27 protein-coding genes and 1 pseudogene are annotated in these 22972 nt (G+C 60.9%); 11 read left to right on the forward strand and 17 right to left on the reverse strand.

Annotation, left to right across the window (positions count from 1 at the left end; genetic code table 11):
• Positions 1–46 precede the first annotated feature (46 nt).
• The 5 genes from EH240_RS17885 to EH240_RS17905 are packed head-to-tail and all read left to right on the forward strand — an operon-like array spanning position 47 to position 6227.
• Positions 47–757, forward strand: coding sequence for a VirB8 family type IV secretion system protein (locus tag EH240_RS17885; protein ID WP_125000599.1), 711 nt, complete (start codon positions 47–49; stop codon positions 755–757).
• Positions 754–1557, forward strand: a complete 804-nt coding sequence (locus EH240_RS17890) for a TrbG/VirB9 family P-type conjugative transfer protein (protein ID WP_167484064.1) — start codon at positions 754–756, stop codon at positions 1555–1557. Before EH240_RS17885 ends, EH240_RS17890 begins: the two co-directional genes overlap by 4 nt.
• Positions 1558–3030 (forward strand): type IV secretion system protein VirB10, encoded by a 1473-nt coding sequence (gene virB10, locus EH240_RS17895; protein WP_125000619.1) that lies wholly within the window; start codon positions 1558–1560, stop codon positions 3028–3030.
• Positions 3027–4049, forward strand: a complete 1023-nt coding sequence (gene virB11, locus EH240_RS17900) for a P-type DNA transfer ATPase VirB11 (RefSeq protein ID WP_125000622.1) — start codon at positions 3027–3029, stop codon at positions 4047–4049. Before virB10 ends, virB11 begins: the two co-directional genes overlap by 4 nt.
• A gap of 12 nt (positions 4050–4061) precedes the next feature.
• Positions 4062–6227, forward strand: coding sequence for a type IV secretory system conjugative DNA transfer family protein (locus EH240_RS17905; RefSeq protein ID WP_125000625.1), 2166 nt, complete (start codon positions 4062–4064; stop codon positions 6225–6227).
• Between the two features lie 166 nt (positions 6228–6393).
• On the opposite strand, the gene EH240_RS17910 is transcribed toward EH240_RS17905, so the two are convergent.
• A complete protein-coding gene (locus EH240_RS17910) occupies positions 6394–7260 on the reverse strand; it encodes a LysR family transcriptional regulator (protein ID WP_125000628.1) in 867 nt (288 codons plus the stop codon).
• A 180-nt stretch (positions 7261–7440) separates the two neighbouring features.
• Here EH240_RS17910 and EH240_RS17915 point away from each other — a divergent pair, with 180 nt between their 5' ends.
• Positions 7441–8445 carry an NADP-dependent oxidoreductase gene (locus EH240_RS17915; protein ID WP_125000631.1) on the forward strand — a complete coding sequence of 335 codons (1005 nt, stop codon included), beginning with the start codon at positions 7441–7443 and terminating at the stop codon, positions 8443–8445.
• A gap of 274 nt (positions 8446–8719) precedes the next feature.
• Here the strand turns inward: EH240_RS17915 and EH240_RS17920 are convergent, their stop codons facing one another.
• The 4 genes from EH240_RS17920 to EH240_RS17935 all read right to left on the reverse strand — a co-directional run bounded on the left by EH240_RS17920 (position 8720) and on the right by EH240_RS17935 (position 13069).
• On the reverse strand, positions 8720–10654 hold the full coding sequence (locus EH240_RS17920) for a relaxase/mobilization nuclease domain-containing protein (RefSeq protein WP_167484065.1): 1935 nt from the start codon (positions 10652–10654) through the stop codon (positions 8720–8722).
• Between the two features lie 320 nt (positions 10655–10974).
• Positions 10975–11382: a MobC domain-containing protein gene (locus tag EH240_RS17925; protein ID WP_206075282.1), complete on the reverse strand. Its 408-nt coding sequence runs from the start codon at positions 11380–11382 to the stop codon at positions 10975–10977.
• 503 nt (positions 11383–11885) lie between these two features.
• Positions 11886–12293: a hypothetical protein gene (locus tag EH240_RS17930; protein ID WP_125000641.1), complete on the reverse strand. Its 408-nt coding sequence runs from the start codon at positions 12291–12293 to the stop codon at positions 11886–11888.
• Entirely contained in the window at positions 12290–13069 is a 780-nt protein-coding gene (locus tag EH240_RS17935; protein ID WP_342634091.1) for a nucleotide-binding protein, read from the reverse strand. Before EH240_RS17935 ends, EH240_RS17930 begins: the two co-directional genes overlap by 4 nt.
• Here EH240_RS17935 and EH240_RS38025 point away from each other — a divergent pair.
• Together EH240_RS38025 and EH240_RS17940 are read left to right on the forward strand one after the other, a co-directional pair.
• Positions 13058–13258 (forward strand): hypothetical protein, encoded by a 201-nt coding sequence (locus EH240_RS38025; RefSeq protein WP_167484067.1) that lies wholly within the window; start codon positions 13058–13060, stop codon positions 13256–13258. The genes EH240_RS17935 and EH240_RS38025 overlap by 12 nt on opposite strands.
• 10 nt (positions 13259–13268) lie before the next feature.
• Positions 13269–13697 carry a hypothetical protein gene (locus EH240_RS17940; protein WP_245436163.1) on the forward strand — a complete coding sequence of 143 codons (429 nt, stop codon included), beginning with the start codon at positions 13269–13271 and terminating at the stop codon, positions 13695–13697.
• A gap of 288 nt (positions 13698–13985) precedes the next feature.
• Here the strand turns inward: EH240_RS17940 and EH240_RS17945 are convergent, their stop codons facing one another.
• From EH240_RS17945 to EH240_RS17955, 3 genes are read right to left on the reverse strand one after another with little or no spacing between them, the layout of a single operon-like run.
• Positions 13986–14333 (reverse strand): hypothetical protein, encoded by a 348-nt coding sequence (locus EH240_RS17945; protein WP_125000648.1) that lies wholly within the window; start codon positions 14331–14333, stop codon positions 13986–13988.
• 26 nt (positions 14334–14359) lie between these two features.
• Complete coding sequence (locus EH240_RS17950) at positions 14360–14674, reverse strand: single-stranded DNA-binding protein (protein ID WP_125000651.1); 315 nt, start codon at positions 14672–14674, stop codon at positions 14360–14362.
• 55 nt (positions 14675–14729) lie between these two features.
• Complete coding sequence (locus EH240_RS17955; RefSeq protein ID WP_245436164.1) at positions 14730–15305, reverse strand: hypothetical protein; 576 nt, start codon at positions 15303–15305, stop codon at positions 14730–14732.
• A 103-nt stretch (positions 15306–15408) separates the two neighbouring features.
• Here EH240_RS17955 and EH240_RS17960 point away from each other — a divergent pair, with 103 nt between their 5' ends.
• Positions 15409–15966: a helix-turn-helix domain-containing protein gene (locus EH240_RS17960; protein ID WP_125000656.1), complete on the forward strand. Its 558-nt coding sequence runs from the start codon at positions 15409–15411 to the stop codon at positions 15964–15966.
• Between the two features lie 59 nt (positions 15967–16025).
• On the opposite strand, the gene EH240_RS17965 is transcribed toward EH240_RS17960, so the two are convergent.
• Positions 16026–16775, reverse strand: a complete 750-nt coding sequence (locus EH240_RS17965) for a hypothetical protein (protein ID WP_125000658.1) — start codon at positions 16773–16775, stop codon at positions 16026–16028.
• Positions 16776–17301: 526 nt separating this feature from the next.
• On the opposite strand from EH240_RS17965, the gene EH240_RS17970 reads away from it, so the two are divergent.
• On the forward strand, positions 17302–17580 hold the full coding sequence (locus EH240_RS17970) for a WGR domain-containing protein (protein WP_125000661.1): 279 nt from the start codon (positions 17302–17304) through the stop codon (positions 17578–17580).
• A gap of 22 nt (positions 17581–17602) precedes the next feature.
• Here EH240_RS17970 and EH240_RS17975 read toward each other — a convergent pair whose 3' ends face one another.
• The 6 genes and pseudogenes from EH240_RS17975 to EH240_RS39880 form a co-directional block, all read right to left on the reverse strand.
• Positions 17603–17914 carry a DUF736 domain-containing protein gene (locus EH240_RS17975; RefSeq protein WP_125000664.1) on the reverse strand — a complete coding sequence of 104 codons (312 nt, stop codon included), beginning with the start codon at positions 17912–17914 and terminating at the stop codon, positions 17603–17605.
• Between the two features lie 860 nt (positions 17915–18774).
• Positions 18775–18907 (reverse strand): annotated as a pseudogene (locus EH240_RS39070) (antirestriction protein ArdC); the annotation flags it as partial.
• A gap of 166 nt (positions 18908–19073) precedes the next feature.
• Positions 19074–19259, reverse strand: a complete 186-nt coding sequence (locus EH240_RS17990) for a hypothetical protein (protein WP_125000667.1) — start codon at positions 19257–19259, stop codon at positions 19074–19076.
• A 262-nt stretch (positions 19260–19521) separates the two neighbouring features.
• Complete coding sequence (locus EH240_RS17995; RefSeq protein ID WP_245436166.1) at positions 19522–20205, reverse strand: thermonuclease family protein; 684 nt, start codon at positions 20203–20205, stop codon at positions 19522–19524.
• A gap of 198 nt (positions 20206–20403) precedes the next feature.
• Positions 20404–20685, reverse strand: a complete 282-nt coding sequence (locus tag EH240_RS18000; protein WP_125000673.1) for a hypothetical protein — start codon at positions 20683–20685, stop codon at positions 20404–20406.
• Positions 20686–20941: 256 nt separating this feature from the next.
• Positions 20942–21058: a hypothetical protein gene (locus EH240_RS39880; RefSeq protein ID WP_342634092.1), complete on the reverse strand. Its 117-nt coding sequence runs from the start codon at positions 21056–21058 to the stop codon at positions 20942–20944.
• A 194-nt stretch (positions 21059–21252) separates the two neighbouring features.
• Here EH240_RS39880 and EH240_RS18015 point away from each other — a divergent pair, with 194 nt between their 5' ends.
• Positions 21253–22131 (forward strand): ATP-dependent DNA ligase, encoded by an 879-nt coding sequence (locus tag EH240_RS18015; protein WP_125000676.1) that lies wholly within the window; start codon positions 21253–21255, stop codon positions 22129–22131.
• 37 nt (positions 22132–22168) lie between these two features.
• Here the strand turns inward: EH240_RS18015 and EH240_RS18020 are convergent, their stop codons facing one another.
• Both EH240_RS18020 and EH240_RS18025 read right to left on the reverse strand, forming a co-directional pair.
• Positions 22169–22696 carry a hypothetical protein gene (locus tag EH240_RS18020; protein WP_125000679.1) on the reverse strand — a complete coding sequence of 176 codons (528 nt, stop codon included), beginning with the start codon at positions 22694–22696 and terminating at the stop codon, positions 22169–22171.
• 42 nt (positions 22697–22738) lie between these two features.
• Positions 22739–22951, reverse strand: a complete 213-nt coding sequence (locus tag EH240_RS18025; protein ID WP_125000682.1) for a hypothetical protein — start codon at positions 22949–22951, stop codon at positions 22739–22741.
• Positions 22952–22972: the final 21 nt, after the last annotated feature.

The raw sequence follows: 22972 nt of genomic DNA on the forward strand, positions 1-22972 counted from the left end.
TGCCGCAGCGGGAGTTTGGCAATGAGGCTAAAGTAAAGTGACAAAAATGCAGGCAAGCATCCCCGCCGAGCCCGGCAGACTCGTTGACGAGCGCTACTATCAGGCCGGCGCGACATGGGAGGACGACACGCATAGGTCTCTGAGACGTTCGCGCACGCTGGCCTGGCTTGTCAGTGGCGTCGCGAGTGTCGTTGCGGGCCTGTCGTTGCTGACGCTCGTGCTCATCCTTCCGCTCAAGCAATTCGAGCCCTATGTGATCGAGGTCGACAAGACGACCGGATATCTCGAGGTTGCGCGCGCGCTGAAACCCGGCGATCTGTCGCAGAATGAAGCGGTGACGGCCGCCAATATCGTCCGCTATATCCGCGCCCGCGAAACCTATGACGCGCGCGAGATCAAGCAGAACTACGATCTTTCGCAGCTTTATTCGACGGGAACGGCGTCCAGGGATTTGACTTGGGCTTACACGCCGTCCAACGCGCAATCCCTCGACAAGCTCTACGGGCGCAACGTCACCATTTCCGTCGACGTCAAGTCGGTTTCACTGCTCAACACCACGACCGCTTCGGTGCGGTTCTCGACCACGACGCGTCGCGAGAATTCTTCCACGACCGACAATTGGGTGGCCGTGGTCAAGTTCCGCTACACGACGACGCCGATCAAGAACGAATGGCGCTTCGACAATCCGCTTGGCTTCCAGGTGATCGAATACCGTCGCGACCAGGAATCCGCACCGACGGCGGGGAGCGCGCAATGAAGACCCACCTCGGCGCCGCCCTGTCGCTGCTGATTTTGCTTGGCTCGGCCAGCTCAGCTGCCGCGCGCGATCATCGTATCCGCTACGTGCCTTTCGACAACGACGATGTGACGACGGTCAACGCCGCGCTCGGCGTCTCCACGATGATCGAGCTCAGCCCATCCGAGGTCATCGAAACGGTTTCGGCCGGCGACACGAAAGGCTGGTCGATCGTGCCTAAACGCGGCTCGCGCTTTCTCTTCATCAAGCCGCTCGAACGGGACGCCTGGACGAACGTCAACGTCGTCACCGACCGGCGCGTCTATTCGTTGCTGCTCAAAGCCACCGACAGCGACCGCGACCGCGCATCGTTCCAGGTCCGGTTCAGATACGCTGATGAGGATCAAGACGCGCGTTTGCTTGCCCAGGCCCAGCAAAGCGCTGCCGATCCCGACCTCAAGAACCTCAACTATGCCGATCTCAACTACAATTACGTCTATGTCGGCGATGACAGCCTGAAGCCGCGCGTTGCTTTCGACGACGGCACCAAGATGTTCCTGGAGTTCACCGGCGACATCCCGGCCATCTTCGTCGTCGACGAAAAAGGTCAGGAATCGCTGGTCAATCAGCGCACCCAGGGAAAATACACGATCGTCGACAAGATCGGCCGGCAATTCACGCTGAGGGCCGACGGCAAAACGCTCTGCCTCTACAATCGAGCCCGGCCGTCGAAGACGGATCCTGTCTCCGCCGTATACGGGCCGAGGAAGCTGGTGCGCGGGGCCGGCCCCTTCTCCGTCCCGACCGCGAGGGGACGATAGATGGGCAACATCGACTATAACGAGCTTGATGGCGGGCCGACCGTCGCCAGACGCTATGCCGGAGTGGGCACGAAACTCGCCATGGTCGCCGCAGGGCTGATCGTGGCGATCGCGCTGATCTGGATCAACTGGCCTCGCGAGCCGCGCTCTCGCGATACGGCCTCGGATGCGAGCGACAAATTCAACCCGCCTGAATTTCGCCCGCCGGCGCTGGCCGAGACGCCACAAGCGGCCGACAACACAATCGACCAGATCGTTGTTCCGCCGCCCGCGGAAGGCGAAGCCAACAAGCAACAGGCCGACAACGTCGATCAGACGGTTGAGCAGGGCGCTGATCTCGATGCGCAGCGGCGCGCCATCGAAGCCCAATTGGCGGCCGAGCAGGCGCGCCGCAAAGCCGAAGAGGAAGAGGCCCGCCGCAAGCAAGCGGCTGACGAGGAGGCCCACCGGAAGGCCGAGGAGGCTGAGCGCCAAAAGGCAATGTGGGAGCGCCTGCGGTCGAACCAGATGATTACGAGTGAGGAACCAAACTCGGCCGCCGGGCACGATCAGCCGGCCCAGGCGCAGATCGCCGCCGACGGTCAGCTTGTCCCGGTGCCGGGCGCCGACAACGATCCGAACAAGGCTTTCCTCGCGCAATCGGAAACACATTCGAACGCGATGGCGAAGGCGCGGGTTTTCCGCCGCACCGATGCTTTGATCCCCGAAGGCACGATGATCCTCGGATTTCTGGAAACCGCCATCAACACCGATCTGCCCGGCATGGTTCGCGCGGTGGCGCGCGAAGACGTCTATTCGCTCGACGGCCGTCGCATTCTGATCCCGAAGGGGTCTCGGCTGACCGGCGAATATCGTTCGGGGATTGCGCGCGGGCAAAAGCGTGTGTTCATCGTCTGGAACCGCGTCATCCGTTCCGACGGCGTCTCGGTCGACATCGCCTCGCCTGGCGCCGACCGTCTCGGACGGGGCGGTCTCGGCGGCCGCGTCGATACGCATTGGCTTGAACGCTACGGCAATGCGATCATGCTTTCGGTCGTTGGCGGCGTTTCGGAGTACCTGTCCTCCCTAGCCGATAATGGCAGCGACAGCCAGCAACAGCAGGTGACGACCGTTGACCCGGTGACAGGGCAGACCGTCACGACCACCTATGGCGGCTCCGGTTCGCAACGCGACGCCCGCAGCATCGCCTTCGACAAATCATCCACGGCGCTGCAGCAGCTGGCACAAGAAGCGTTCCGCGACACACAAAACATCCCGCCGACGATTTATGTCGACCAGGGCACGCCGATCGTCGTCTTCGTGCGCCGGGATCTGGATTTTTCCGAGCTCTATGCGGATCCGGTAGAAGAGGAGCTGGCTCGACTGAAGCGCGGCGGCAAGCCGGCAAAGGCGGTCGATCCGACGCCGCTCTTCATGGCGCCGAAGTCGGGGGCTGATCCCTATTATCCAGGCTACGGGACTCCGGTGAGATGAATGTGCAGCCTGTGCCGAACCCTTGGGCGCGCGCACCGGTGCTGCGCGCCGAACTGGAACCGATCTGGCCCTACATGGAGGAAGAATCGGTTTCGGAAATCGCCATCAACCGACCCGGCGAAATTTTCATCGAGCGCCTGGGTGCAAAGGAGATGGAGCACGTCGTCAAACGCGAGCTCACCAGAAACTGGATCCGCTCGGTCTCGGTCGGCGTCGCTTCGGCCACCAACCAGGTCGTCAACGAAGTCACGCCTGCCTTGTCGGCAGCTCTCCCCTCAGGCGAGCGTTTTCAATGCGTGCTGCCGCCGGCCGCACCCGATGGCGGCGCGATCTCCATTCGCAAGCAGGTCATCATGGACATGACCCTTGGCGACTACGCCAAGATGGGCGCCTTCGAACAGACCGAGATGGGCAATGGCCTGGCGCTCTCGGCCGAAGAAAAGCAGCTCGCCGAGATGCTCAACGACACCTCGCCGTTGGAATTTCTGCAATACGCGGTGCGCAATCGCATTTCGCTCGTTGTCTCCGGCGGCACGTCGACCGGCAAGACAACCTTCCTCAATGCGTTGCTGAAGATCATCCCCTCTCATGAGCGCATAATAACCATCGAGGATACGCGCGAGCTCAGGCCGGCGACGGGCAATACCGTGACGCTGCTTGCCTCGAAAGGCGACCAAGGCCTTGCCAGGGTTACGCCGCAACAGCTGCTCGAGGCGTCATTGCGGATGCGGCCCGACCGGCTGCTGCTCGGCGAGCTGCGCGGTGCCGAGACATTTTCCTTCCTGCAAGCCATCAACACCGGCCATCCGGGTTCGCTGACGACCGTTCACGCCAACTCGGCCCGCTCGGCCTACGAGCGCCTGGCCCTCATGGTCATCCAAAGCAATGTCGGGCTCTCTCGCAACGAGATCCTCGACTATCTGCGCGAGGTAATCCCGGTCGTCGTGCAGATGGTGCGCGGCGACGGCGGACGCCGATCGATCAGCGAAATCAAGTTCACGAAGGCGCAGACGATGTGACGGGGGCGCATTATGGAAAAGATCGCCGGCAGGATTTTTCTGGCCTTGATGGCTGTGGCGCTGGGCGCGTTGCTGTTTGTGGTCGCATACGCGGCGACGGACTGGTACAGGACCGGATCGCATTTTCTCTTCGACAGCATCAATGCGGACCCGCGGCCAGTCTTCAGCTACGCCTGGACGGACCTGAAAGCTGGAAGTTTCGACCGGCTTCAATATGCCGGTGCGGCGGCCGTATTCGGCTTCGTCCTGCCGCTCGCCGTCGCATTCTTGATGCGGCCGCCCAAGCGCAACGACGCAAAATTCATGTCGATGGCCGACGTTCGCCGAGCCGGCCTGCTGAAGCCGAGGGGGATCTTCATCGGACGCGCCGGCGGCAGACTGGTCAAAGTCTTTGCCCCCCACCGCGATCGGCGCACGGGCAAATTGCGCCTGACGCGCCCCAGAGTTCGCGGTGGCAAGAAACTTTGGATCGACGGCGATGACGTCGGCGGCTTCGTCATTGGACCGCCAAGGTCGGGCAAGGGCGCGGCGCTGATCATTCCGAACGCGCTGATGTGGCCCCATTCGCTGGTCGTGCTCGATCTGCGCGGCGAGACCTATGAAGCTACGGCCGGCCACCGGGCCACCTTCAGTCAGGTCGTCCGCTTCGCGCCGGCCGACCGCGACGGCAACACCGCCTTCTATAATCCGATGGATTTTATTTCGCTCGATTCGGCTCAGCGGGACATCGACCTACGCAACATGGCGGCCGCGCTCTTTCCGCGTCCACCTGCCAACGCCGACCCTTATTGGGTCAACGATGCCCGCCTCCTCTTCACCGGCATTGCCTCTTACGTCATGGAGTCCCCGCGGATCGCCGACGAGAACCGCAGCTTCGCCACCATCCTCAAGATCATGAACGGCGCCGACGAGCCGATCCTGGAGTTCCTCGCGAGCCTGCGCGACACCCGCCGGCATGAAGTGTCCGATTTTACGCTGCAGACGCTTCTGCCTTATGCGGATATGGCGGAGAAGCAGTTTTCCGGTCTCTATGCCGGCGTGCGCACCGGCATGGCGCCCTTCCTGAACGAGCGATTGATGCGGGCCACCTCGCGCAGCTCCTTCGACATCCGCAATCTCAAGAGCGAGCGGGTCTCGCTCTATCTCGATTTTCGGCGCGAGCAGATGGCTTCGCTGGGCCCGCTGTTCAATGTGCTCATCACGCAGATGATGAACTTCATGTCCGAATCCATGCCACGCCCCGGCGAGCACCAGGTGCTTGTCCTGCTCGATGAATTTCAGAACCTCGGCAAGCTTGAGAAGGTCACGGACATGGCGACCGTCCTTGGCGGCCACGGCGTGCCGATGTGGTTTTTCGTGCAGTCGCTCAAATCGGTCGACGAGATCTACCGGAAAGAAAGCCGCGAAACGCTTATCAACGCTGCGCGGGTCCAAATCTTCTTCGGCGCCCAGGAGACCGACGATCTGCGCTACGTCTCGGAGCAGATAGGCGAAACGTCCGAACCCCAGAAGGACGTCACCAGGACGCAGGCCAGCCTCTTCGACACCTATTACACGCGCTCCGTTCACAGCAAGCAAGTGCGTCGGCCGCTGATGCGTCCGGACGAAATTCGCACCATGGACAAGAGCAAGGTCGTCATTCTGCCGCGCGGCGAAAATGCAATCCTTGCGACCCGGAATTTCTATTTCGCTGATCGGGAGCTCTCCAAGCGGGCTTTCATGGCGCTCCCGGAAAGGGCGAACTCAAAGCAAGCCAAACCCGCCGCTGCCGCCGCTCCCCTCCCCTCCCCGTCCGTCCAGTCGATCGTGCCAGTCGGGCCTCGTTACCGCTCCGGCATCACACACTCGCGGCTGCAGCGCGGTGCGACCTTCGCTGCAAAAACCGGACGTGCCGAGCGGCCAGTCGCTCGCCGTCGCTTGCCGGCCGCGCAAAAGAATGAGCTTGAGGCGACCCGTATCCCGTCGGCAACGGCGGCGCCCGTTGCGCCACAGGCCATCGACTTTTCGGCTTTGGCCGCCCGGGCGGCGTCGACCAGGATCTCGCCGCAAAAACAGGCCGTTATTGCGGCCATTCTCGCCGAGGCTAAATCTTTCCGTCCGCAGTCGACCGAGCCCGAGACGTTCGACCGCAATTTAAGCGTGGTCGCGGAAGCCTTGCCGGACGTGGTGGACGAGTAATTCCGCCTGACCAGTGGGGCTCGTCTAGGCGGTGTCGCTGAGACATGCCCAAAGGTCTACTAATCTGCAATCTTGGCCGGCACCCCCCTCTCCGGAATGCCGAGGATATCCGCTGCCGCGTCCCGAAGTAGGTACCAAGGAAAGATGCTGGCCGCCGTCTAGGTGATCAACTCCCGAAAATCTCAGTCAAGTAGTCAATGAACACTCGAACCTTCTGCGGCGTGTGCCGCCGTTGCGGATAAAAGGCGTAAATTGGCTGGTCCACGGGTTCGTAGTTTGGCAGCAGCTGCACCAGGCGGTTTTCTGCAAGATCCTTTGCAATCATAAAATCCGCTAGCAAGGAATAGCCGTAGCCTGTCAAGCACGCATTCTTCACGGCGCGGGCGGAATTCATTGTAAAGTGTTGCCCTATTTCAAAATAGACAATTTCTCCTAAATATCTAAACTGGTGTATTCTGCCCCATTCTCCGCTTATTTGCGTGACCGATGGATAGCGTCTGATTTCGTCGAATGATTTTGGCATACCAAACCTTTCGCAAAACGCGGGAGAGGCGACAAACAATATTTTTTGTGAAGAAATCCTCTGGGCGACCATCGACGAATCCCGTAACGGGCCGACCCGAATTGCAACATCGTAATGTTCTTCGATAAGATCAACGAAGCGGTTGCCAAGCTCAAGGGAGATGGCCAGCTGGGGAAACCTTTGCAAAAACTCAGGCAGCGCCGGCGCTAGGCATTCGTTGCCAAAAGCCGTAACGCACGATACACGCAATTGCCCGCGCGGAGTGTCGTGGCGCTCTCGGACCACGCTTCGCACGTTATCCAGTTCCTCAAGTATGCCAGAACTCTTTTGCACAAACTCAAGACCAGCGTCAGTTAGGTCGAGTTGACGGGTCGTGCGGTTGAACAGACGGACCCCTAAATCGGCCTCCAGCTCGCCCATAATCCGGCTCACTGACGGCGCGGAAAGCCTCAACTCCCTGCTTGCTGCGGTAAAACTGCCGAGGCGCGCGACTTCGATGGCGATGCGCATTGCCGTGATTATGTCCACCGTCCCACTCTTGCAAAATGCAAAACAATGTCTCTCAGAGCGGGCGTATTATCACGAAATGCAATCTATTCCATAAGAGGAAAAGCAGTTCGGTGGATGAGGGGTTTCGAGGGGCGGAGCCCGCCCCCAAACTCGGACGTGCGTGCTCGTGAGGAGGCCCCCATGATCAGAAATCCTAGCTGGGTACTACGGAGTTATCCCTCGGGAATGCCGACGGTCGGCAACTGGATGTTGGAAGATCGCCCGATCCCAGAAGCCACAAAAGGAGAGTTGCTAGCCAAAACGTTGTGGCTTTCCGTGGATCCGTACATGCGCGGAAGGATCAGTCAGGCGAAAAACTACGCCACTGGCTTTGGAGTGGGGGATCTGATGTCAGGGGGTGGGGTCGGGGAAGTGATCAAATCTGAATCCCCTGATTTCAAGCCCGGTGACATAGTCGTGAGCGACTATTTTGGATGGCAGCCTTTCACCACAATTCCTGCATCTTCAGCCAAACTTGTAGCCGCTACCGACGCCCCAGTGGAAGCCTCGCTCAGCTTTCTGGGAATGCCCGGTCTGACAGCGTATTTTGCGCTACTCAAGACCGGCGATCCGAAAGAAGGGGAAACAGTCTTGATCTCGGCGGCCTCTGGTGGGGTAGGGCAGATCGCTGGGCAAATCGCGCGGATCAAAGGACTCGACCCAGTCGCAGTTGCCGGCACGGATGCAAAACTGGAATGGTGCAAACAGCTTGGATACCGCGAATGTGTCAACCACCGAACGTCGGCTGACTTGGTGGCCGACGTCGCGGCTGCATGCCCAAACGGAGTAGACTTGTTCATCGACAATACTGCGGGACCTATCCATGATGCGGCGATGCTAAATCTCAACACCTTCGGTCGAGTTGTCGTTGTCGGAACGGTCGCTCTAGCTGATCGATTTGATCAACCCGATATCGGTTTGCGGCATCTCAGGAAAACCCTGATCGCCCGCGCTCGGATCGAGGGGTTCTTGCTTGATGACCATGAAAGCGAATTTGAGACAGCAAAGGCCGACCTATTATCCTGGTTTAAGCAGGGCCTTTTCGAAACCAGAGAAGACGTCATTGAAGGGATTGAAGCAGTTCCGTATGCCTTTGTCCGCATGATGAATGGAGAGAATTTCGGCAAACAGTTAGTGAAATTGTAAAAATCAATCGTTTCTAACCATAAAGGGCCAGCATTTGCCGCCGATGCTTTTCATGCCCTTGCAGACGAGCTACGGTGCCGGTCGACGACCTACGCGTCCACCGGGCCAAATGCGCTTGAAGATCGCCCAGCTCTCAAGCCGGCGCTGCGACGCTCCAGAGGGCTTACCAGTGTCTCGTAAGTAGCACTTCGGAGCCCAAGCTGGGAGCAAACCCCAAGTGAATGAATTCAGGCATGTCTCTGTCTCGCAACGGGCTGCGGTTGCGGCACATGCTTTAGCGCTCGTATTCGTCGTCCTGGCTGCGCTGTGTCTTGCGGTCCTGTTCCTCGGCCTGCCGGCCCTTTTGCTTGGCTGAGTCTCTTTGCTGCTGAACACGCCGTCGCGCCTTCTCGGCCTGCGGTCCCGAGGTCTCGGGCTGACGCGTATCGTCTCGGGCCGGCAAATCGCGGCCGCGCGCCTCCCTTTCAGGCGTTGCCTCGCCGGCTCCACCTGCACCCTTTTGCTGCTCGAACTGGAGGCGGGCCAGTCGATCGTGCATCTTGTCGTTCACGCCATCGCGGTATTGCTCGAAACGGGGTTGCTCAGCATTGGGAAGCGTGTCCCGCATCTGATCCAACGCCTGGTTCACACGTGCCATTTTCTGCCGCATTTCCAAAGGTGTCTGCGCCATTTCGGTAGCTCCTATCAGCCTGGTCAATTCTTTCATGCCGGGATGGGACAAGAACGACGAGGTCCGCCCCGGTCCCCCGCCATCTTTGGAGACGCCAGCGGCAGGCTTCTCGCCTCCCCTGCGCGTATGAATCGGGAGGACATTCTTGCCGATCGCCTCGGCTGCAGTCAGCGCTTTGCCAGTGATGCCAGCCGACCGCATCACGGCGGCCGTCTGCTGCCACACGCCGGCGATCGCTCCGCCATTGGCGACGAGCAATCCACTGTCCATTCGACGCTGTCGCTTATCCTCCACGCGCGCGACCGTCTTGTCACTCACCTGGTAGCGCGGATCGTGCTGCGCGCGCTTGTAGGCGCCCGCATGTTCCTTCGTATACGGTCGGCTCATTGCGTGATCGTACCGGCGGGTTGCGACCATCGCTATGCCGTGTTCGCGCGCCTTCTCGGCGTACGCTTCGCGCCAGGCATGGAGATCCGCCTTGTAGAATGTCAGCCGCTCGCCGTCGGCCGAGCGCGCCTGCACCATGGCGTGGATATGGACGTGCTTGGTCTCGGCATGATGTGCGAGCACGAATTTGTGCCCGGGCGCGCGCTCTTCGAGGACCGCACGGGCGGCCGCCATGATGGCTTGCGCATCCGTACCAGCCCGGGCGGAGAAAAGCAGGTGATAGGCATTGCGCCGCTCCCGGCCGGAAAGTTGTGGCCGCCATTCCTCAAAAATCGCCGCGGCCGCCTTCGTTGGCTGTTTGCTGGAAACCGCCTGTCCGTTCGCGTGGCAAACGTGCTGGTGCGATCGAATAAATTTTTGCAGAAAATATTGCGCCTTACGCTCGTTGCCGACGGCAGCCGTCACTTCCGCTGCCGCGCGGATACCGGCCTTCCCCATGGCTTCGCGCAAGCCGGCTTCGATATTGTCGAGCGCTTTGCCGCGCGAATTTGCACGCCCGGCCGCTAGAATCTTGGCAAGCGGTCCGGCGCGTTGGTCGGTGTGGCCATAAACGTCGACGCTGTCGCCCGTGCGAGCATAGACGAACGGCTTCGATCCGAAGGCCGTGTTCAACGCCTCGCCAATCGCTTCGTCCGTGACGTCGCCGGCGAGCTCGAACCGCACCTCGATGAAATTCGTATTCTCAAGCTGCGCCCGGAATGTCTCCGTGAATTGGTGCAGGAAGCCGCGACGGTCCTGGGCATTGGCAAGCCTCTGTCCGCTATCGGTGAAGATCTCGATGTCGCGCTTCTCGCCCTGTTCATTGGCGCGTGTGCCGATATAGGCGAGCAGGGCGCCGGCCTGCTTACCATTGGCCGCGCTCGAAAGGAGCTTGAACACGGCAGGCTGCGCGCCGGCGGCGTAGGCCGCCCGCGCCGCAACCGCCCTCGCCTGACGCGTCGGCCGCGCGAAGTGTCGAGTGGACGGGAGCGCGCCCGACCTTCCGCCACCCCCGCCACGGCGCCGCCATTCTTCTTCCTCTTGCTTAACGAAAGCGCCGAGTGCGAGGTGGAAAATGGCTATCGCCCCTTTTGCGTCGCTGGATGAACGCAAGCTCCCACTGGCGCCTTGCGGCCGAGCAGACAGCGGTATCGTGGTGGCGGCCCCTCCTCGGCCTGCGGACGAAACCGGGGCCGCTGCGACGCCGGGACCCGCTCCTGAGTGCTTCGCGCTCGACCATTGCCCGCCGGCGTGGGGCGGAGACGAACGGTCCGGGGTGACGCCACTCGCACGGGTGTTCATCGCTTGACGATCGGCCGTCTCCCGGCCAGCCGCTTGCAAAGGCTTATCCTCCTCGAGGTCCTCGATATTGCCAGCGCCTGGCATGCGCAAATAGCGTTCGATCTCGGTAGCATATCCAGCAAGACGGCCACTCATGCCTTGACCTCGCTTCGCTTGCTCGGCCGGGCAATCATCGCCTTCAATTCTTCGCGGAACCGGCGCACGAGTTCGCCAACGGCGATCAAGGCGCGCTCGAGGTCTTCGTCATACGGCACCCGGCCCTCGTTCATCGCGCGGACTGCCTGATTGAAATTCACCCCGACACGGCGAAGCTGGTCGGTTGCCTCCTCAATGGCGGGTCGCACCTCCCCGGTCGCTGCCGGCAGAAAGCCCGCCTCGGACCTCACAAGGCGGCGAACGACTTCGCTGACCGTCACCGACTCCCCATCAGCGATGGTGCGCAGCCGCTCCAGTTCGACGCTTGAGAACCGCACATGCAGGACTTCGCCATAGCGCCGGGATGCGTTCTGCGTTTCTGTTTGGCCGTTGTTGGGTCTCATCTTCAAGCCCGCTTGCGGGCGCTAAGGCCCTTGGGCCGCGCCGTCCTTTTTTCGTGTGTAACACAAAAAAGGCTATCCTGCCAAAGATAAAAAACCCATCATCCAAAAATATCTTTGACGCGATATCCTCAACCAACCCAGATTTCATTTCGCAACAAGCTATACATGTTAGCGGGGAAACATGCCGACTTAGAGACATCTTGCATTTATACCTTATCGACAAGCCAACTTGGCGACATGTTTCTGTCCAAACACGTTACCTTGCTGCGGAATCATCATGCTAACATGGAGACAGATCGCAAGGAGCAGAGAACATGAGCTCGTGCGATCGGGATCGCCGCGACCCCCGTGCGTTAGTAAGGCGGATTAGCTGAGGCATGCGACCGGGGCCGGCGGGCACGGCTGATCTGCGCCGGGCCAAGCATCGATGGCGCGGCCTCGCCGATGGGCCTCGGGCGTTCTCTGCAACCCTCACCGCGGCGGATGCCGCAGGGCGGGCTGACCTAATCGTTCGGGAGCTTGTGCTTATGGATCCTGATGTAGTCCTGCACCGCCTGGCGCAGCAACTCGGTCATGCTGTGGCCGTTGCTGATCGCGAGCAGCTTGAATTGGCGCTGTTCGCCGGCCGTAAGGTAATAGCCGCAGCGCACCATTTCCTCTTCGCGAATCTTCTTGCCGGCAACCGGATCCTTCCTCTGGCCCTGTCGCAGCATTTTGCGGAAGTCCGGCGGTGACGCCGGCTCGGCTTCGGCCTCCGATGCCGCCGCGGATGCGGCGGCAAGCGGCTGAGAGGCGGGATCGGACTTGGGAGCGATGAACATGCTCGGAAGCGCCGGCGGCTCAGTGGAGATCGCTCGCATCATGCGAGCCTTCTTGTCGTCTTGTGACTCCGGTGGGCTTTTGTCCGTCATGCCGCCTGCCTCATTGCTTCGGTGAAGGTCTTCAGGACGTCGTCGAAGACCCCTTCACTTTCGGCAATCGCCTTCGCGTCAGGCTGATCTGGGCTGTAGAGTGTCTGGCCGCTTTGCAGGTCCCGATAGGCGACACGGTTGTGCAGCGCATGGTCGGCGATCGGCGTGCCGTTCGCCTGAATAATTGCGCGCAGTTCGCTCAAGGCTCTCGCCTTCGCATCGATGATGGTCTGTTTTGTCAGGACAAACACGGCTGGCAGCGGCCGCCCGCGTGTTTCGACCGCGAGCGGAATGTAGTGATCGGTGATCTGGATTGCGGCGGTCACATCGTCGAGCGCGAAGAAGATTGGCACCACGACGATATCGGAAGCAAATAGCCCGGCCATGAGATTGTCGTTCGTGGTGCCTTCGGTGTCGATCAGCACCACGCTACGGTCGCCATTGTGCAGCTCTGCCGCCTCCAGGATCTCGCGCGGCGTCGTGGCGCTGACCAGCTGGAGTGTCTCGGGACGATTGCCGGCCTCCTTGAGCATCTGAGCCCACCGGCTCATGTTCTGGCGAACGTCGCCGTCGATGAGTGTCACCGCGTAGCCGCGCTTAAGGGCGACGGATGCCAGCGCGCGCAGCAGGGTCGATTTGCCAGTGCCACCTTTGGCGATAGCGGCAGATATGATCATAGCTCGGGGGACCTTCGATGAACCGCTTTTGTGCCAACCGCCTGCCCGGCAATTGTCATAACTGAACCCAAAGTGTAGTGTCAATTTATGAGCGATCATCCGGACAGGACAGTGATGTTCAGGGCAGCTTTGGCCGAGATCTCGACGCGCGACGGCTGCGAGGCCGCGCTTGATGCGGCAGCCGCCACGCTGGCGCATTACAGCGCACTCGCCTCCGTCGGCATGATGCGCCAGCGCGAGCTGATCTTGATGGTGCCGAACAGTAAGGTGTGCGGAAAAGATGATTAGGGCGGTATTGGTGGCCGTAGCGGCGGCGGCGAGCCTCGGCGCCGCCGCGCCAGGTGATCAGTCCAAGGTGACCGGCAATCCGATGTGGCCCGCGGGACTGCGATGGGATTGCGCCACGGCAGCAAAAATCGTGTGTGAACGCGACGGCTCCTGCAAGGTCGCAAAAGGGGATGCTTCATTCCTGCTCAACTACGACAACAACAATATCGAGTTTGCGAGCGGCGATGTCCGCATCAAGCGGCATTATCAGCAAACGGTGCAGGCAAGCCCTCTCCAAAGCGAGGTCAAGGTGGAGCTTGCCGACAACCGCGTCATCTGGCTGACGGCGGTGGACGCCAGTCGCACCTATTCCGACGCCTGGGTGGGTGCCCTCACTGAATTGAAGGGTGGCGCCGTCCTTTTGGAATCCCAAGGCGTCTATTGCACCCCACACAAGTGAGCGCCGCGAGCCGGACCCGCGCCAGGCGGACGGCTTCTGTAGAGCCGGAACCGCCAGCGGCCCGTTATCTCCGGCCTCCGCCGTCCCTACGGCGCTATTTGAGGCGCGCTCCGGCTCCGGCTCTTTGGGCATGAGAATTGCGGCGACACAAAAGAAGATCCTTCGATGGACCCGATTGCGGGTCGAAGGGTTTGGTGCCACCAGCGGCGATCACTGCAGGAAGGGTTTCGAGGGGGTTGCTGATCGACCCGGGAACTGAGCCGAAACCAGACGTTGGCATGCAGGCGATCATTGAAGCTGCATCGCTTGCCAGCCATCCGGTCCCCTGGAGAATGCGACCAGGCCATCACCTTCGCCTTTCCAGGAAGTGCGAAGCTTGTACTTCACGGCGCATTGCACGCCGGGTCCCATGATGTTCTTCGAGCACTCTCCGATGCGCAACGTCGCTTGATCAGTATTTTTCGCTCGCCGGAAAGCGTCCAAAGCCTCGGCCGGCGATGGAATCTCAAGGCCGGCCGCGGCCAGTTTCGCACACAGTGCCGGCTCGGACGCAATCGCCGCGGAGAACTGGCCTTGAGTCGCATAGAATGCGAGCGTGCCGCCTATGCCGACCAATGTTCCGGATGCCGCCGCCATGATAAGGGCCCCCGCATTGAACATGTTTACGGCTTCGGAAAAACGTTGAACGTCGACGCGATAAGGTCCGTCGTATAGACGGTTTCGCCGTTGCGTTTGAAAGAGTTGTTGCTGATGCGGCCTTCGACCAAGACGACATCGCCGGGCTTTGCGTTCTCCGCCACCCAGGCGGCTTGCTTCTCCTCCAGGACCGTCACCTGGACCCAATCAGTGGCTTCCTTGACATGGCCTTGTTCGTCACGCCAATTGCGATTGGTGGCAATGTTGACCCTGGTGCTTTTGTCGAAGGGCGCTACCGACCCGACATTGCCATGAATGGTGAACCTGTTGACGCTTTTCATCGGGGTAACTCCCTCATTTCGTGCAACTAATTTAGCCAGCCGGAGTGACTCGAGCTTACGGTCTGCTAAGGTTGAACCAGGTGCGCTGCCGCAGCCCGTTCGCGTCGTCGTAGTCGATGTAGTAAGGCTTCGCGCGGCGCGGGCGTTGAATGTCGTAATAGGTGGTCGTTCGATCGTTATGTGCTCCGCTGGAGACATGAGTAAGCTGGACCGGCACGGTGCGGTCGCCGAGCTGAATGGTTTCCGTCGGACTTCCGTCGGCCTGACCGTGCCGCGCTCCAAAGCTGGCAGGCTGACCGAGATTGCCGGCCGCGATTCGGCACATGCTGGCTTGGCCTTGTCCCGGCCGGTCGCTGGCCGGCGCGTAAGGCGTCCACCCCTGCGGGCACGCCTCGTACGGGTCGTAGCCGGCGCCGGACGAATTGGTCTGCGGGCAAGTCGGCCACGAAAACCCGGGCAAGCCCATGGCGTCGATCAGCCGATCTATCGGCGGATGACAAGAGGGCGTGCCCTGCCAGTCACCAGACAGACAAAGCAGGACCTGACACCCCCACTCGGATGCCAATGTTTGGGACGGAACAGATGCGGTGCCCGCGATAGCGGCAGCGCCCACAACGAGACATTTGAGCATGGTGATGGCTCTTTTCCTCTGAGAGTTTTTGACACTTTACTATGGTTTTTGGCCCGGGAAAAGGGCAGACCGAACAGGCGGGTTCGTGCGAATACATAGATTCATGCTGCCAAACGAAGCGGGCGAGGTGAACAACCCGCTTCGGGACAATATCGCGTGGTTCCTCGAAGCCGAGCGCGAGAAGCGAGAGCTTCTCCATCAACACATGGCGGAACTGTTCAAGACGTCGCCGGGTCAAGGGCTGGCATACCGTACCTACATTCGCACCATGAGAAAACAAAACAACGTGACATTGCGCACGGTCGAACAGATGGCCCGGGCGCTCGAGGTGTCGATCGCGACAATTCTGGTCGGCGGCGCCAAGCTGCAACCCTGGGCGCACGAGCTCACCGAAAAATCGATCCGCGCGCGCCTTGCCGACATCATCAACAGCGAGCGTGAGCGCCGCAATCTGCTCCGCTATCAAATGGCGGAGCTACTGGGCGTCTCGGAGATCACTTTCACAAAGCTTGAGCGCGCGGCTGGCAATATCAGTGTCGATACGATCGCCGCCGTCGGAGATGCGCTCGGTCGCGATCCGGCAACCTTCCTGTTTCGGAAACGCCGACAGCCAGCGCCAACCGGCTTGAACAGGCGCGGCCGATCGCCAAGGCTGCGTTAAAAACAGCCTCGTGCAGCCTTTTGGGGGTTCCGCGGCAAGCGGTTTTGGCGGCTAACGCGTCAGCCGGTCGGCGATGCGTGGCTGGGGAATGGCTTCAACCCGTCCGGGGGCCAGTCGGATCGGCTGTTAAACGGTCTTTTGCTCTGTTTATTGCGGGAGCTTCCTGTGGACGCCGCTTTTTTGAAGGCAGTCGGATAAAATTTAAGGCCGAGATTGGGCCGAAATTTCGCAATCCAGGCGATCTGACGCCGATGCACGACGACAATGTGATTGGTGAGGTTCCTGGCTCGCCATTGCCTACGCTCGGTGACGCGCAGCAGACCGAGCCTGCTTGCTTTGCGCAGCGCATTGCGAACCGTGGTCGCCCCGACGCCGGCGCGATCACCGATTTCTTTTACGGATCGGTCGCATCTGCCATGCTGCCGGCAGTCAGACATAACAATGTAAAGCGCCGCGCTCTCCCCTTCGGTGAACGCGCCGGCGAACTCGGGCCGGACAGCCTGCATGCGGGCGAGACGCCGCTTGCGCCCCCACCGCAAAGGATCTCGCTGGCCGTGGGCAGCCTCGCGGCGGCTACGCTCGCTGCGCGAGCGTTGCGGATAACAGGAACGAGGCAGCACATAGCTGCCCTTGCGGTCCTTCCTGACGTCGGCGCGCTGTCGGTCAGCCTTCACGCAAAGCCGCTCCGCATCGTCCTCCCCCAGCGATTCCTCGCCGTAGAGCTTCCATATCTGCCGGCAAAAATCGTCCAGCTCGGCCAATGACCGAATGTTCGTGAGCCATAGGCTCAACGTTGAATAGAGATCCATTTCTTTCCTCTCGCCAGGCCGTGCAAAGCCGTGGCGCGGAAGCGCAATTTCTCTTGCAATGCCGGGAAGGACGGGCTACGGTCTCACATAAATCTTCGGGCGAGATCAGGAGCGCCAACTCCTGTAGCCTATTCCCTGGAAAAGCCGGCCTCCGCGCCGGTTTTTTTGTGCTCGATTGTTCCCTCCGTTCAGACTCACCTGGCATGATTGCAAGGCAAGTTATGCAAAGTAAAGTGTCAAATTTGCCCTTAAAGCTTGCTGGCTGACTTGCTCCTCCTGAGACCCGGCGATGGCATTTGCCCTGTTCGTGCAATTGTTCAGGCCTGCGGCCTGAAATCGGAAATGTCTTTGGCTTCCTCGTGGCCGTTTGCCAGGCCTACAGAAGGAGCCGCGTTTAAGCGGTCCCTTCGCAAGAGCACTGCAAACAGATCGGCCACCCGATCCATCACAGGGATGAATCGATCAGCGCCCAGTGATTCAAACCTATCATTGGACGCCGGATTCGGGCTGCGCGATTCTGTCCGTCATGAACGCGCAGCACTATCGGCTCCACATCGAACGGCGTGACCCGGACCTCAACATGGCCCGGTTCTACGCGCTGTCGATCGAGGCGACGCTGTTCGGACAAACCTGCGTTGTCCGCCGATGGGGACGGATCGGAACTCGCGGCCGCACCGTCCAGCATTCCTTCGACAACGAGGGTGAGGCAGTAGGGTTCTTCCTTGCATTGTTGCGCGCCAAGAAGCTGCGGGGTTATCGGCCAAGATCCGCCGCTCGACATGCCGAAGCGACCCCGTCTGCTTGACGGGGCCGCTTGCCAAGGCCGGTCAGTCGCGGTTCGGGCGGGACCAGATGAGCTGGAAGCCTTCCTGCCCGTCCACCTCGATCAGGGTGGCGTAGATCGGGGCCGGGAAGCTCGGATCGTCCAGCTTGACCGAGAGGTAGTCGCGCTCGGTTTCCTTGGCGGTCTTCTGCCAGGCGGCGCCCAGTTCCACAGCTGCAGAGTAGATGCGGAAGTGCGGGCCCTTGTCGGAGGGGGTCTCGACCCGCTCGATGCGCGCCTTGACGTTGAGGTTGAGGGTCTTGATCGTGCCGGTGAAGCCGTTGGCGGTGCTGGTGAAGGTTCCGATGGTGGCCATGATGAAGTTCCTTTCCTTCTGGTTTCGGGCCGCGCCCTTCGCGGCCTCGATGGCAGTCGACAGACCGGAGACGATCGGACCGCACCCCCCGAGTCCCCGTTGCGCTCGCGCAATGGGGTGGTCTTTGGGGCCGGAATGCAATGGAGGGCGGCCTGGAGCAGCTTTCTTGGGTCGCGAGGAATGGCGGCGCCTCGGGCCCCCACTCGGCAGCCGAGTGGGGTGGGGTCCGGCAGGGGAAGAAAGTTGCGGATGGCCGTTGCGGGAGAACGATCGAGGCGCAGCCGGTTTCCGGTCAGACATGCCTCATCGAGCCGCAGAGGGGCTGGCCTGTGCCGGAAGGAACGAGCTGGCCCACGTATCGGTATTCGGCACCGATGGTATCGCTGGTGCAAAAGCCTGACGCAGTTACCGCTGTCAGGATACGCCGTTGCCGGTGAACGCCGCCTCGACGAAGCCCGGCAACTCCATTTTCCGACGACCGTGGAAATGATCGATCAGGTCCGGAAGTATCGTGAGATCCCCTGGCCGAACGTTGTCGTCAACCTAGGGCGCTCCGTTGTTCAGAGGCTCGCATGCCGTTCGTTCGAGATGGCGGCAAGGACCCTTTGCACCTCCTAGTCGCACGCATTTGCAACATCAGACCCAATCACGAACCCAGACAAGCGGACGGGACGCTTTCGAAAGGAAATGCTGGCTCGGTTTGAGGCTGTCCGACCCCGCACATGCCCTCGCATTCGTTCGTCCGGAGGTCGAGCCGGCCATGATCTGCAGCGTCGACAGATTCGGAGCATCGAGCGGCACTGCCGAGCGATACAGACAGGGGAAGGCACGTGGCCTTCCCCTTCGAAGATGCCTGGACACTAAGCGGCCTCGCGTTCTTCGGCGGCCGTCGGCTGAAGACCGTGAAGGAAGGCGACGGCGCGCTGCGTGGTCCGGGCGTGGCTCGAGCTCCGGCACGATACCAAGATCGGCGCAGAGGAAGCAGCTTCCGAGCAACGATGGGGTGGTCATGGGCCGCAGCGGCAGCGAAGGACGGCGCAGCTGTTGCGCTGACTGCCTGGCTCCGCCAGGACCACGGGGCAGGACGGGGCCGCGAACGGTCGCCAGAAAGAGAATGGCGGCGCTGGGCGCCGCCTGGATGCGTGGGGAGAATGTCGGTTCAATGAACCGACCGGCCGCCGCTATAGGGATCGTATTCGAAGAGGATGTCGACGTCGGCGCCATCGAGCTCGTCGGCCGGCAAGATGCCGAATTCGTCGTCGACCTGGAAGAGGATGACGGGGGCCATGAGGGTGCGGGCGAGTGACCAGGCGGCCTTCTGGGCGAGAATGAGATCGTGGGACATCTGAGGCTCCATCTTGGAGCGGGCCAATTCCCGCTCGATGGCTCCGTCAGTGTGCGGAGGCGGGCGCGATCACCCGAAGGCGTCAGCCGAGCGGCCGCAGCTTGCTAGCGGACCCCTTGCGGGTTGAGCGTGGAAGATCCGCAGCCGCACCAGGAAAGCCATCACGAGAGAGAGCGGGATTGGTCGCGGCAGCACGGAGACAACCGCGTCCGATCGGCTTCCTTGAGGCCAAACGAAGAGCGGCCGCGACGCTCGTTCTGTTTCAGCAAAGCGTCTCGCACGCCACGCCGTCGCCGTCTCGATCAAGCTTCCGGCCCCACGAGCAGTTGTGCAGATACCACTGTGCTTCGTCGCACGAGCTGATCTGAGAACAGTAGCGGCGCGGCTCGCACGAATAGCTGCCGCTTTGCGCGACCACCTTGCGGCTGACGACGCCGAGCGGCTGGCTCGACGGCGCTGCATCGTCGGCATGCGAGGCGCGCCAGTCCCAGGGTGCCTGGAAGTTGCCGACCCACAGTCCGACCTTCGCCGCTTCTGCTTCCGCCTGTTGTGCCGCGTAGGCGCCATGGCTGTAGCGGGGCCAATCAAGCGCCTGGCCGTGCTCGACCATCCAGGCGGCCACATTGGCGCCGTCGGCGCGTTGGCAATTGCCGACGAAGCGGTGATAGCGATCCCATGTCACGAAGGTGCACTGCACCGGCTTCGACGCGGCCAGGAAGGCATCCAGCGCTTCGGCCGATCGCCGGCCGCAGGGATACTCGAACCCCTTGGCGTCGTCGCAGTATTGGCGGCTCTCCGGCGCGTCGATGCCGTTGAAGCGGATGCGCTGTCCGTGAACCTCTATCGTGTCGCCGTCGATGACGGATGCGACGCCCGTGATCGGTTGCGGCTTGGGACCTATCAAGTTCTGTAGATTGATTGCGGGCAAGCTGTCGCTGTGCTGCATGGCGGCCTGTGCAGCCAAGGCAGCGGCCGCCGCGACAGTCACGAAAATCAGACGCCGTGGCACGCTCGCCCACCGCAGGGCGCGCGAGCGCCTCGCGCCGGCGCGCTTGCGCCATTGATCAGACCGATTGTCGTGACGAGACCTGTCCAAGCCCTTTCCCCCGCCAGGGAAGATGCTCTCAAATAGGATCGAAGTCCACTATGGCTGGAGCAGAGCGCCACCGTATTGCGCCCAAAGATGTTCGCAGTCCCACACCCGTAAGCTTGGCGTTCCTGGTTCCCCATAGAGAACCATCGCACCGCGAACGTCGTATCCAAGCACCGACGCATTGGCCACGAACTGGATGGCGCGCCCTAAGGTTATGGCGCCGATCCCGGCTTCATTTTTGCTGGTGAGGTCGATCACTCCAAAGATTTCCGCGTCTGCCCCTCTGCCGGCCAAAACGGCCGTCGAGATCGCATCGTCCAACGCAAGCAGCATCGCGTGAGTCCCCCGTAACAGCGCTTGCTAACTTCGGCGCGCGAAATTGGTTCCGCGTCCTCTGAAAACAATCCGCGATCAACTGTTCAGTTCAAGCGGCTGATGGTCCGGCTGTTCATGCAAATGACTTGCCGCAGATCACGCCGGTCGACCGGCTGGCCGCATTTCCTGCAACTGTAGAAGTGATCCTGTTCGCTGGGAGGGTCGCGACCATTTCGTCGCCCGGCGACGTGAGGCCCAAGGTCAAAAAGCTTCGTCACCCGCGCAACTTCCTGGCCTCGCGCTCCAACGTCTTACGGTCGTTGCCGTGCTCGCCGATCAACTCCTGAACCTGGTCGGGCGTGATGCGGTGCTGCTTGGCGAAGTAGCGCACTTCGTACTCCTCATCTGCCGAAACGCGGTCACGCGGAAATCCCGTTTGCTCTTGTCGTCTCTCACGGCTGTTCCTCCCTGGGAGGGAAAACCACCACAGGGCACGAACGTTCCAACTTGCTTTTTCAGCAATCGCTAACGGAATACTGCCGGCTGTGCGATATTGACTCAAATTCGAGTGACGTGAGAGTTCCGATGCGCAAGCCTGCCGGCGGCGTCCGGCTGTCCTTCATTCGTCCGATGGAGCCGGAGCTCGTCGAGCAGCCGCCCAAGGGCGACGGATGGAGCCACGAAGTCAAGTTCGACGGCTATCGCACCCAGCTCATCAAGGATGCTGACGGCATCCGCCTCTACACGAAGACCGGAGTAGATTGGACGGACAAATATCGGCCGCTCGCCGAGGAGGCGAAGTCGATCGAGGCGGAAAGCTTCATCGTCGAAGGAGAGACGATCGTGACCAACGAAGCCGGTTTGTCCGACTTCCATGCGCTGCGCTCGGCGATCACCAGGCGCCCTCAGGATCTCTACCTGGTGGCATTTGATCTCCTGCATCTCAACGGCCACGATCTGCGCGACATGATGCTGAAGGACCGGCTCGAAATCCTGCAGGTACTCATCCCCGCCGGCAGTCATATCCAGTTCAGCGAGGCGCTGCCGGGAACCGGCGACGCGGTCTATCATCTGGCGTGCGAAGCGGGCCTGGAAGGCATCGTTTCGAAACGGCAGGACAGCGTCTACCGCAGCGGCTCGACGATGAACTGGCGCAAGATCAAATGCTACGTCGAAAAGGAAATGGACATCATCGGCGTGAAGCGCGGGACCGGAAAGCCGGCGATGGTGCTGATGGCCGAGAACGGCCACTATATGGGCGGCGCGTTCGTCACGTTCAGAGCCGACAAGCGGCAGGCCCTATGGGACCGGGTGCATGGCAAGGCCGGCGCTCTGCCGCCGAAAGGGCTGGCGAAGGAGAAGGCCGAGTGGCTGAAGCCAGGCCTGGTCGGCCGGGTAAAGTTCCTGAAGGGCGAAGAGAAGCTTCGCCACGCCTCGCTGAAGGACTTTTGGGAGCGAAGCTGAGTATCCGTTGAAGACCTCACAGGCTCGGTTTTTTGGCCTAAGGCCCAGAAGCAGAAATCTTGGTTAGTTTGATATCGGCAAGCATAATGAATTCTGGGTTCGACGCCTGAACGGTCACGTCGACGGCCTTTTCGACCTCAGCCACTACCGCTCGAAGTCGCTCCATAGTTCGCTCCGCCTGCCAGGGTACACCTTGTTTATCGAGCCTATAGTCGTATCGGATTCTCACATATTCCTTCGACCGTTTTGGCGATTGAATGAAATCTTGGACCTCTTTCGGCAATTGCAGCCCTAAGGCCTTGCAGGCTGTTAGCCTGGCAGCAAAGTTGTGGTTGTAGTCCCGCACATCCTCCGGCGTCGTGCCGCCGAGTAGCTGGAAACTTCGCAGGTAGTTTTCCAATGCCTGGAAGTAGAGGAGCCTCCGCGGATGGTCCGACATCTGCGGCCCGATCTGCCCCAGAGCGTCGGCGCTCATCCTGTAGGTCTGAGCAAGGCAGAAGACGCCGTAGGCCGTCATGTCCTTGCCGTGGATAACTTTCGGCTTTTTCGCAGCGGCATCCCCCATGGCTAGGAGGATGCCGCCATTAGCTCGGCAGGGCAAGCCGGATCACCGCCTACCGATTGAAATCTTTGGCATCTCGTCTCCTTCGCCCTGCATGAGGAATTCAGCGAGCGCGCTCATCAGCCACTCGGCATTTTCACGGTCGAGGAACATATCGACGGTGTCGTCATCGTCAGTGACCAACTCCAGCGTGCCTCTCAGCGGCTTGCGGGAAGTCACTTCCACATCACCGTCCTGATACTCAACAAATTTAGGCATAGTCTTCTCCTAAATAGTCAT

Origin of the sequence: Mesorhizobium tamadayense (assembly GCF_003863365.1) — a bacterium.
GTDB classification, from domain to species: Bacteria; Pseudomonadota; Alphaproteobacteria; order Rhizobiales; family Rhizobiaceae; genus Mesorhizobium; species Mesorhizobium tamadayense.

What these genes read in the sequence shown, in the direction of transcription:
- EH240_RS17885 (WP_125000599.1), top strand. Translation starts at nt 47, where the DNA reads ATGCAGGCAAGCATCCCCGCCGAGCCCGGCAGACTCGTTGACGAGCGC.
- EH240_RS17890 (WP_167484064.1), top strand. Translation starts at nt 754, where the DNA reads ATGAAGACCCACCTCGGCGCCGCCCTGTCGCTGCTGATTTTGCTTGGC.
- virB10 (WP_125000619.1), top strand. Translation starts at nt 1,558, where the DNA reads ATGGGCAACATCGACTATAACGAGCTTGATGGCGGGCCGACCGTCGCC.
- virB11 (WP_125000622.1), top strand. Translation starts at nt 3,027, where the DNA reads ATGAATGTGCAGCCTGTGCCGAACCCTTGGGCGCGCGCACCGGTGCTG.
- EH240_RS17905 (WP_125000625.1), top strand. Translation starts at nt 4,062, where the DNA reads ATGGAAAAGATCGCCGGCAGGATTTTTCTGGCCTTGATGGCTGTGGCG.
- EH240_RS17910 (WP_125000628.1), bottom strand. Translation starts at nt 7,260, where the DNA reads ATGCGCATCGCCATCGAAGTCGCGCGCCTCGGCAGTTTTACCGCAGCA.
- EH240_RS17915 (WP_125000631.1), top strand. Translation starts at nt 7,441, where the DNA reads ATGATCAGAAATCCTAGCTGGGTACTACGGAGTTATCCCTCGGGAATG.
- EH240_RS17925 (WP_206075282.1), bottom strand. Translation starts at nt 11,382, where the DNA reads ATGAGACCCAACAACGGCCAAACAGAAACGCAGAACGCATCCCGGCGC.
- EH240_RS17930 (WP_125000641.1), bottom strand. Translation starts at nt 12,293, where the DNA reads ATGACGGACAAAAGCCCACCGGAGTCACAAGACGACAAGAAGGCTCGC.
- EH240_RS38025 (WP_167484067.1), top strand. Translation starts at nt 13,058, where the DNA reads ATGAGCGATCATCCGGACAGGACAGTGATGTTCAGGGCAGCTTTGGCC.
- EH240_RS17935 (WP_342634091.1), bottom strand. Translation starts at nt 13,069, where the DNA reads ATGATCGCTCATAAATTGACACTACACTTTGGGTTCAGTTATGACAAT.
- EH240_RS17945 (WP_125000648.1), bottom strand. Translation starts at nt 14,333, where the DNA reads ATGGCGGCGGCATCCGGAACATTGGTCGGCATAGGCGGCACGCTCGCA.
- EH240_RS17950 (WP_125000651.1), bottom strand. Translation starts at nt 14,674, where the DNA reads ATGAAAAGCGTCAACAGGTTCACCATTCATGGCAATGTCGGGTCGGTA.
- EH240_RS17955 (WP_245436164.1), bottom strand. Translation starts at nt 15,305, where the DNA reads ATGCTCAAATGTCTCGTTGTGGGCGCTGCCGCTATCGCGGGCACCGCA.
- EH240_RS17960 (WP_125000656.1), top strand. Translation starts at nt 15,409, where the DNA reads ATGCTGCCAAACGAAGCGGGCGAGGTGAACAACCCGCTTCGGGACAAT.
- EH240_RS17965 (WP_125000658.1), bottom strand. Translation starts at nt 16,775, where the DNA reads ATGGATCTCTATTCAACGTTGAGCCTATGGCTCACGAACATTCGGTCA.
- EH240_RS17970 (WP_125000661.1), top strand. Translation starts at nt 17,302, where the DNA reads ATGAACGCGCAGCACTATCGGCTCCACATCGAACGGCGTGACCCGGAC.
- EH240_RS17975 (WP_125000664.1), bottom strand. Translation starts at nt 17,914, where the DNA reads ATGGCCACCATCGGAACCTTCACCAGCACCGCCAACGGCTTCACCGGC.
- EH240_RS17990 (WP_125000667.1), bottom strand. Translation starts at nt 19,259, where the DNA reads ATGTCCCACGATCTCATTCTCGCCCAGAAGGCCGCCTGGTCACTCGCC.
- EH240_RS17995 (WP_245436166.1), bottom strand. Translation starts at nt 20,205, where the DNA reads ATGCAGCACAGCGACAGCTTGCCCGCAATCAATCTACAGAACTTGATA.
- EH240_RS18000 (WP_125000673.1), bottom strand. Translation starts at nt 20,685, where the DNA reads ATGCTGCTTGCGTTGGACGATGCGATCTCGACGGCCGTTTTGGCCGGC.
- EH240_RS18015 (WP_125000676.1), top strand. Translation starts at nt 21,253, where the DNA reads ATGCGCAAGCCTGCCGGCGGCGTCCGGCTGTCCTTCATTCGTCCGATG.
- EH240_RS18020 (WP_125000679.1), bottom strand. Translation starts at nt 22,696, where the DNA reads ATGGGGGATGCCGCTGCGAAAAAGCCGAAAGTTATCCACGGCAAGGAC.
- EH240_RS18025 (WP_125000682.1), bottom strand. Translation starts at nt 22,951, where the DNA reads ATGCCTAAATTTGTTGAGTATCAGGACGGTGATGTGGAAGTGACTTCC.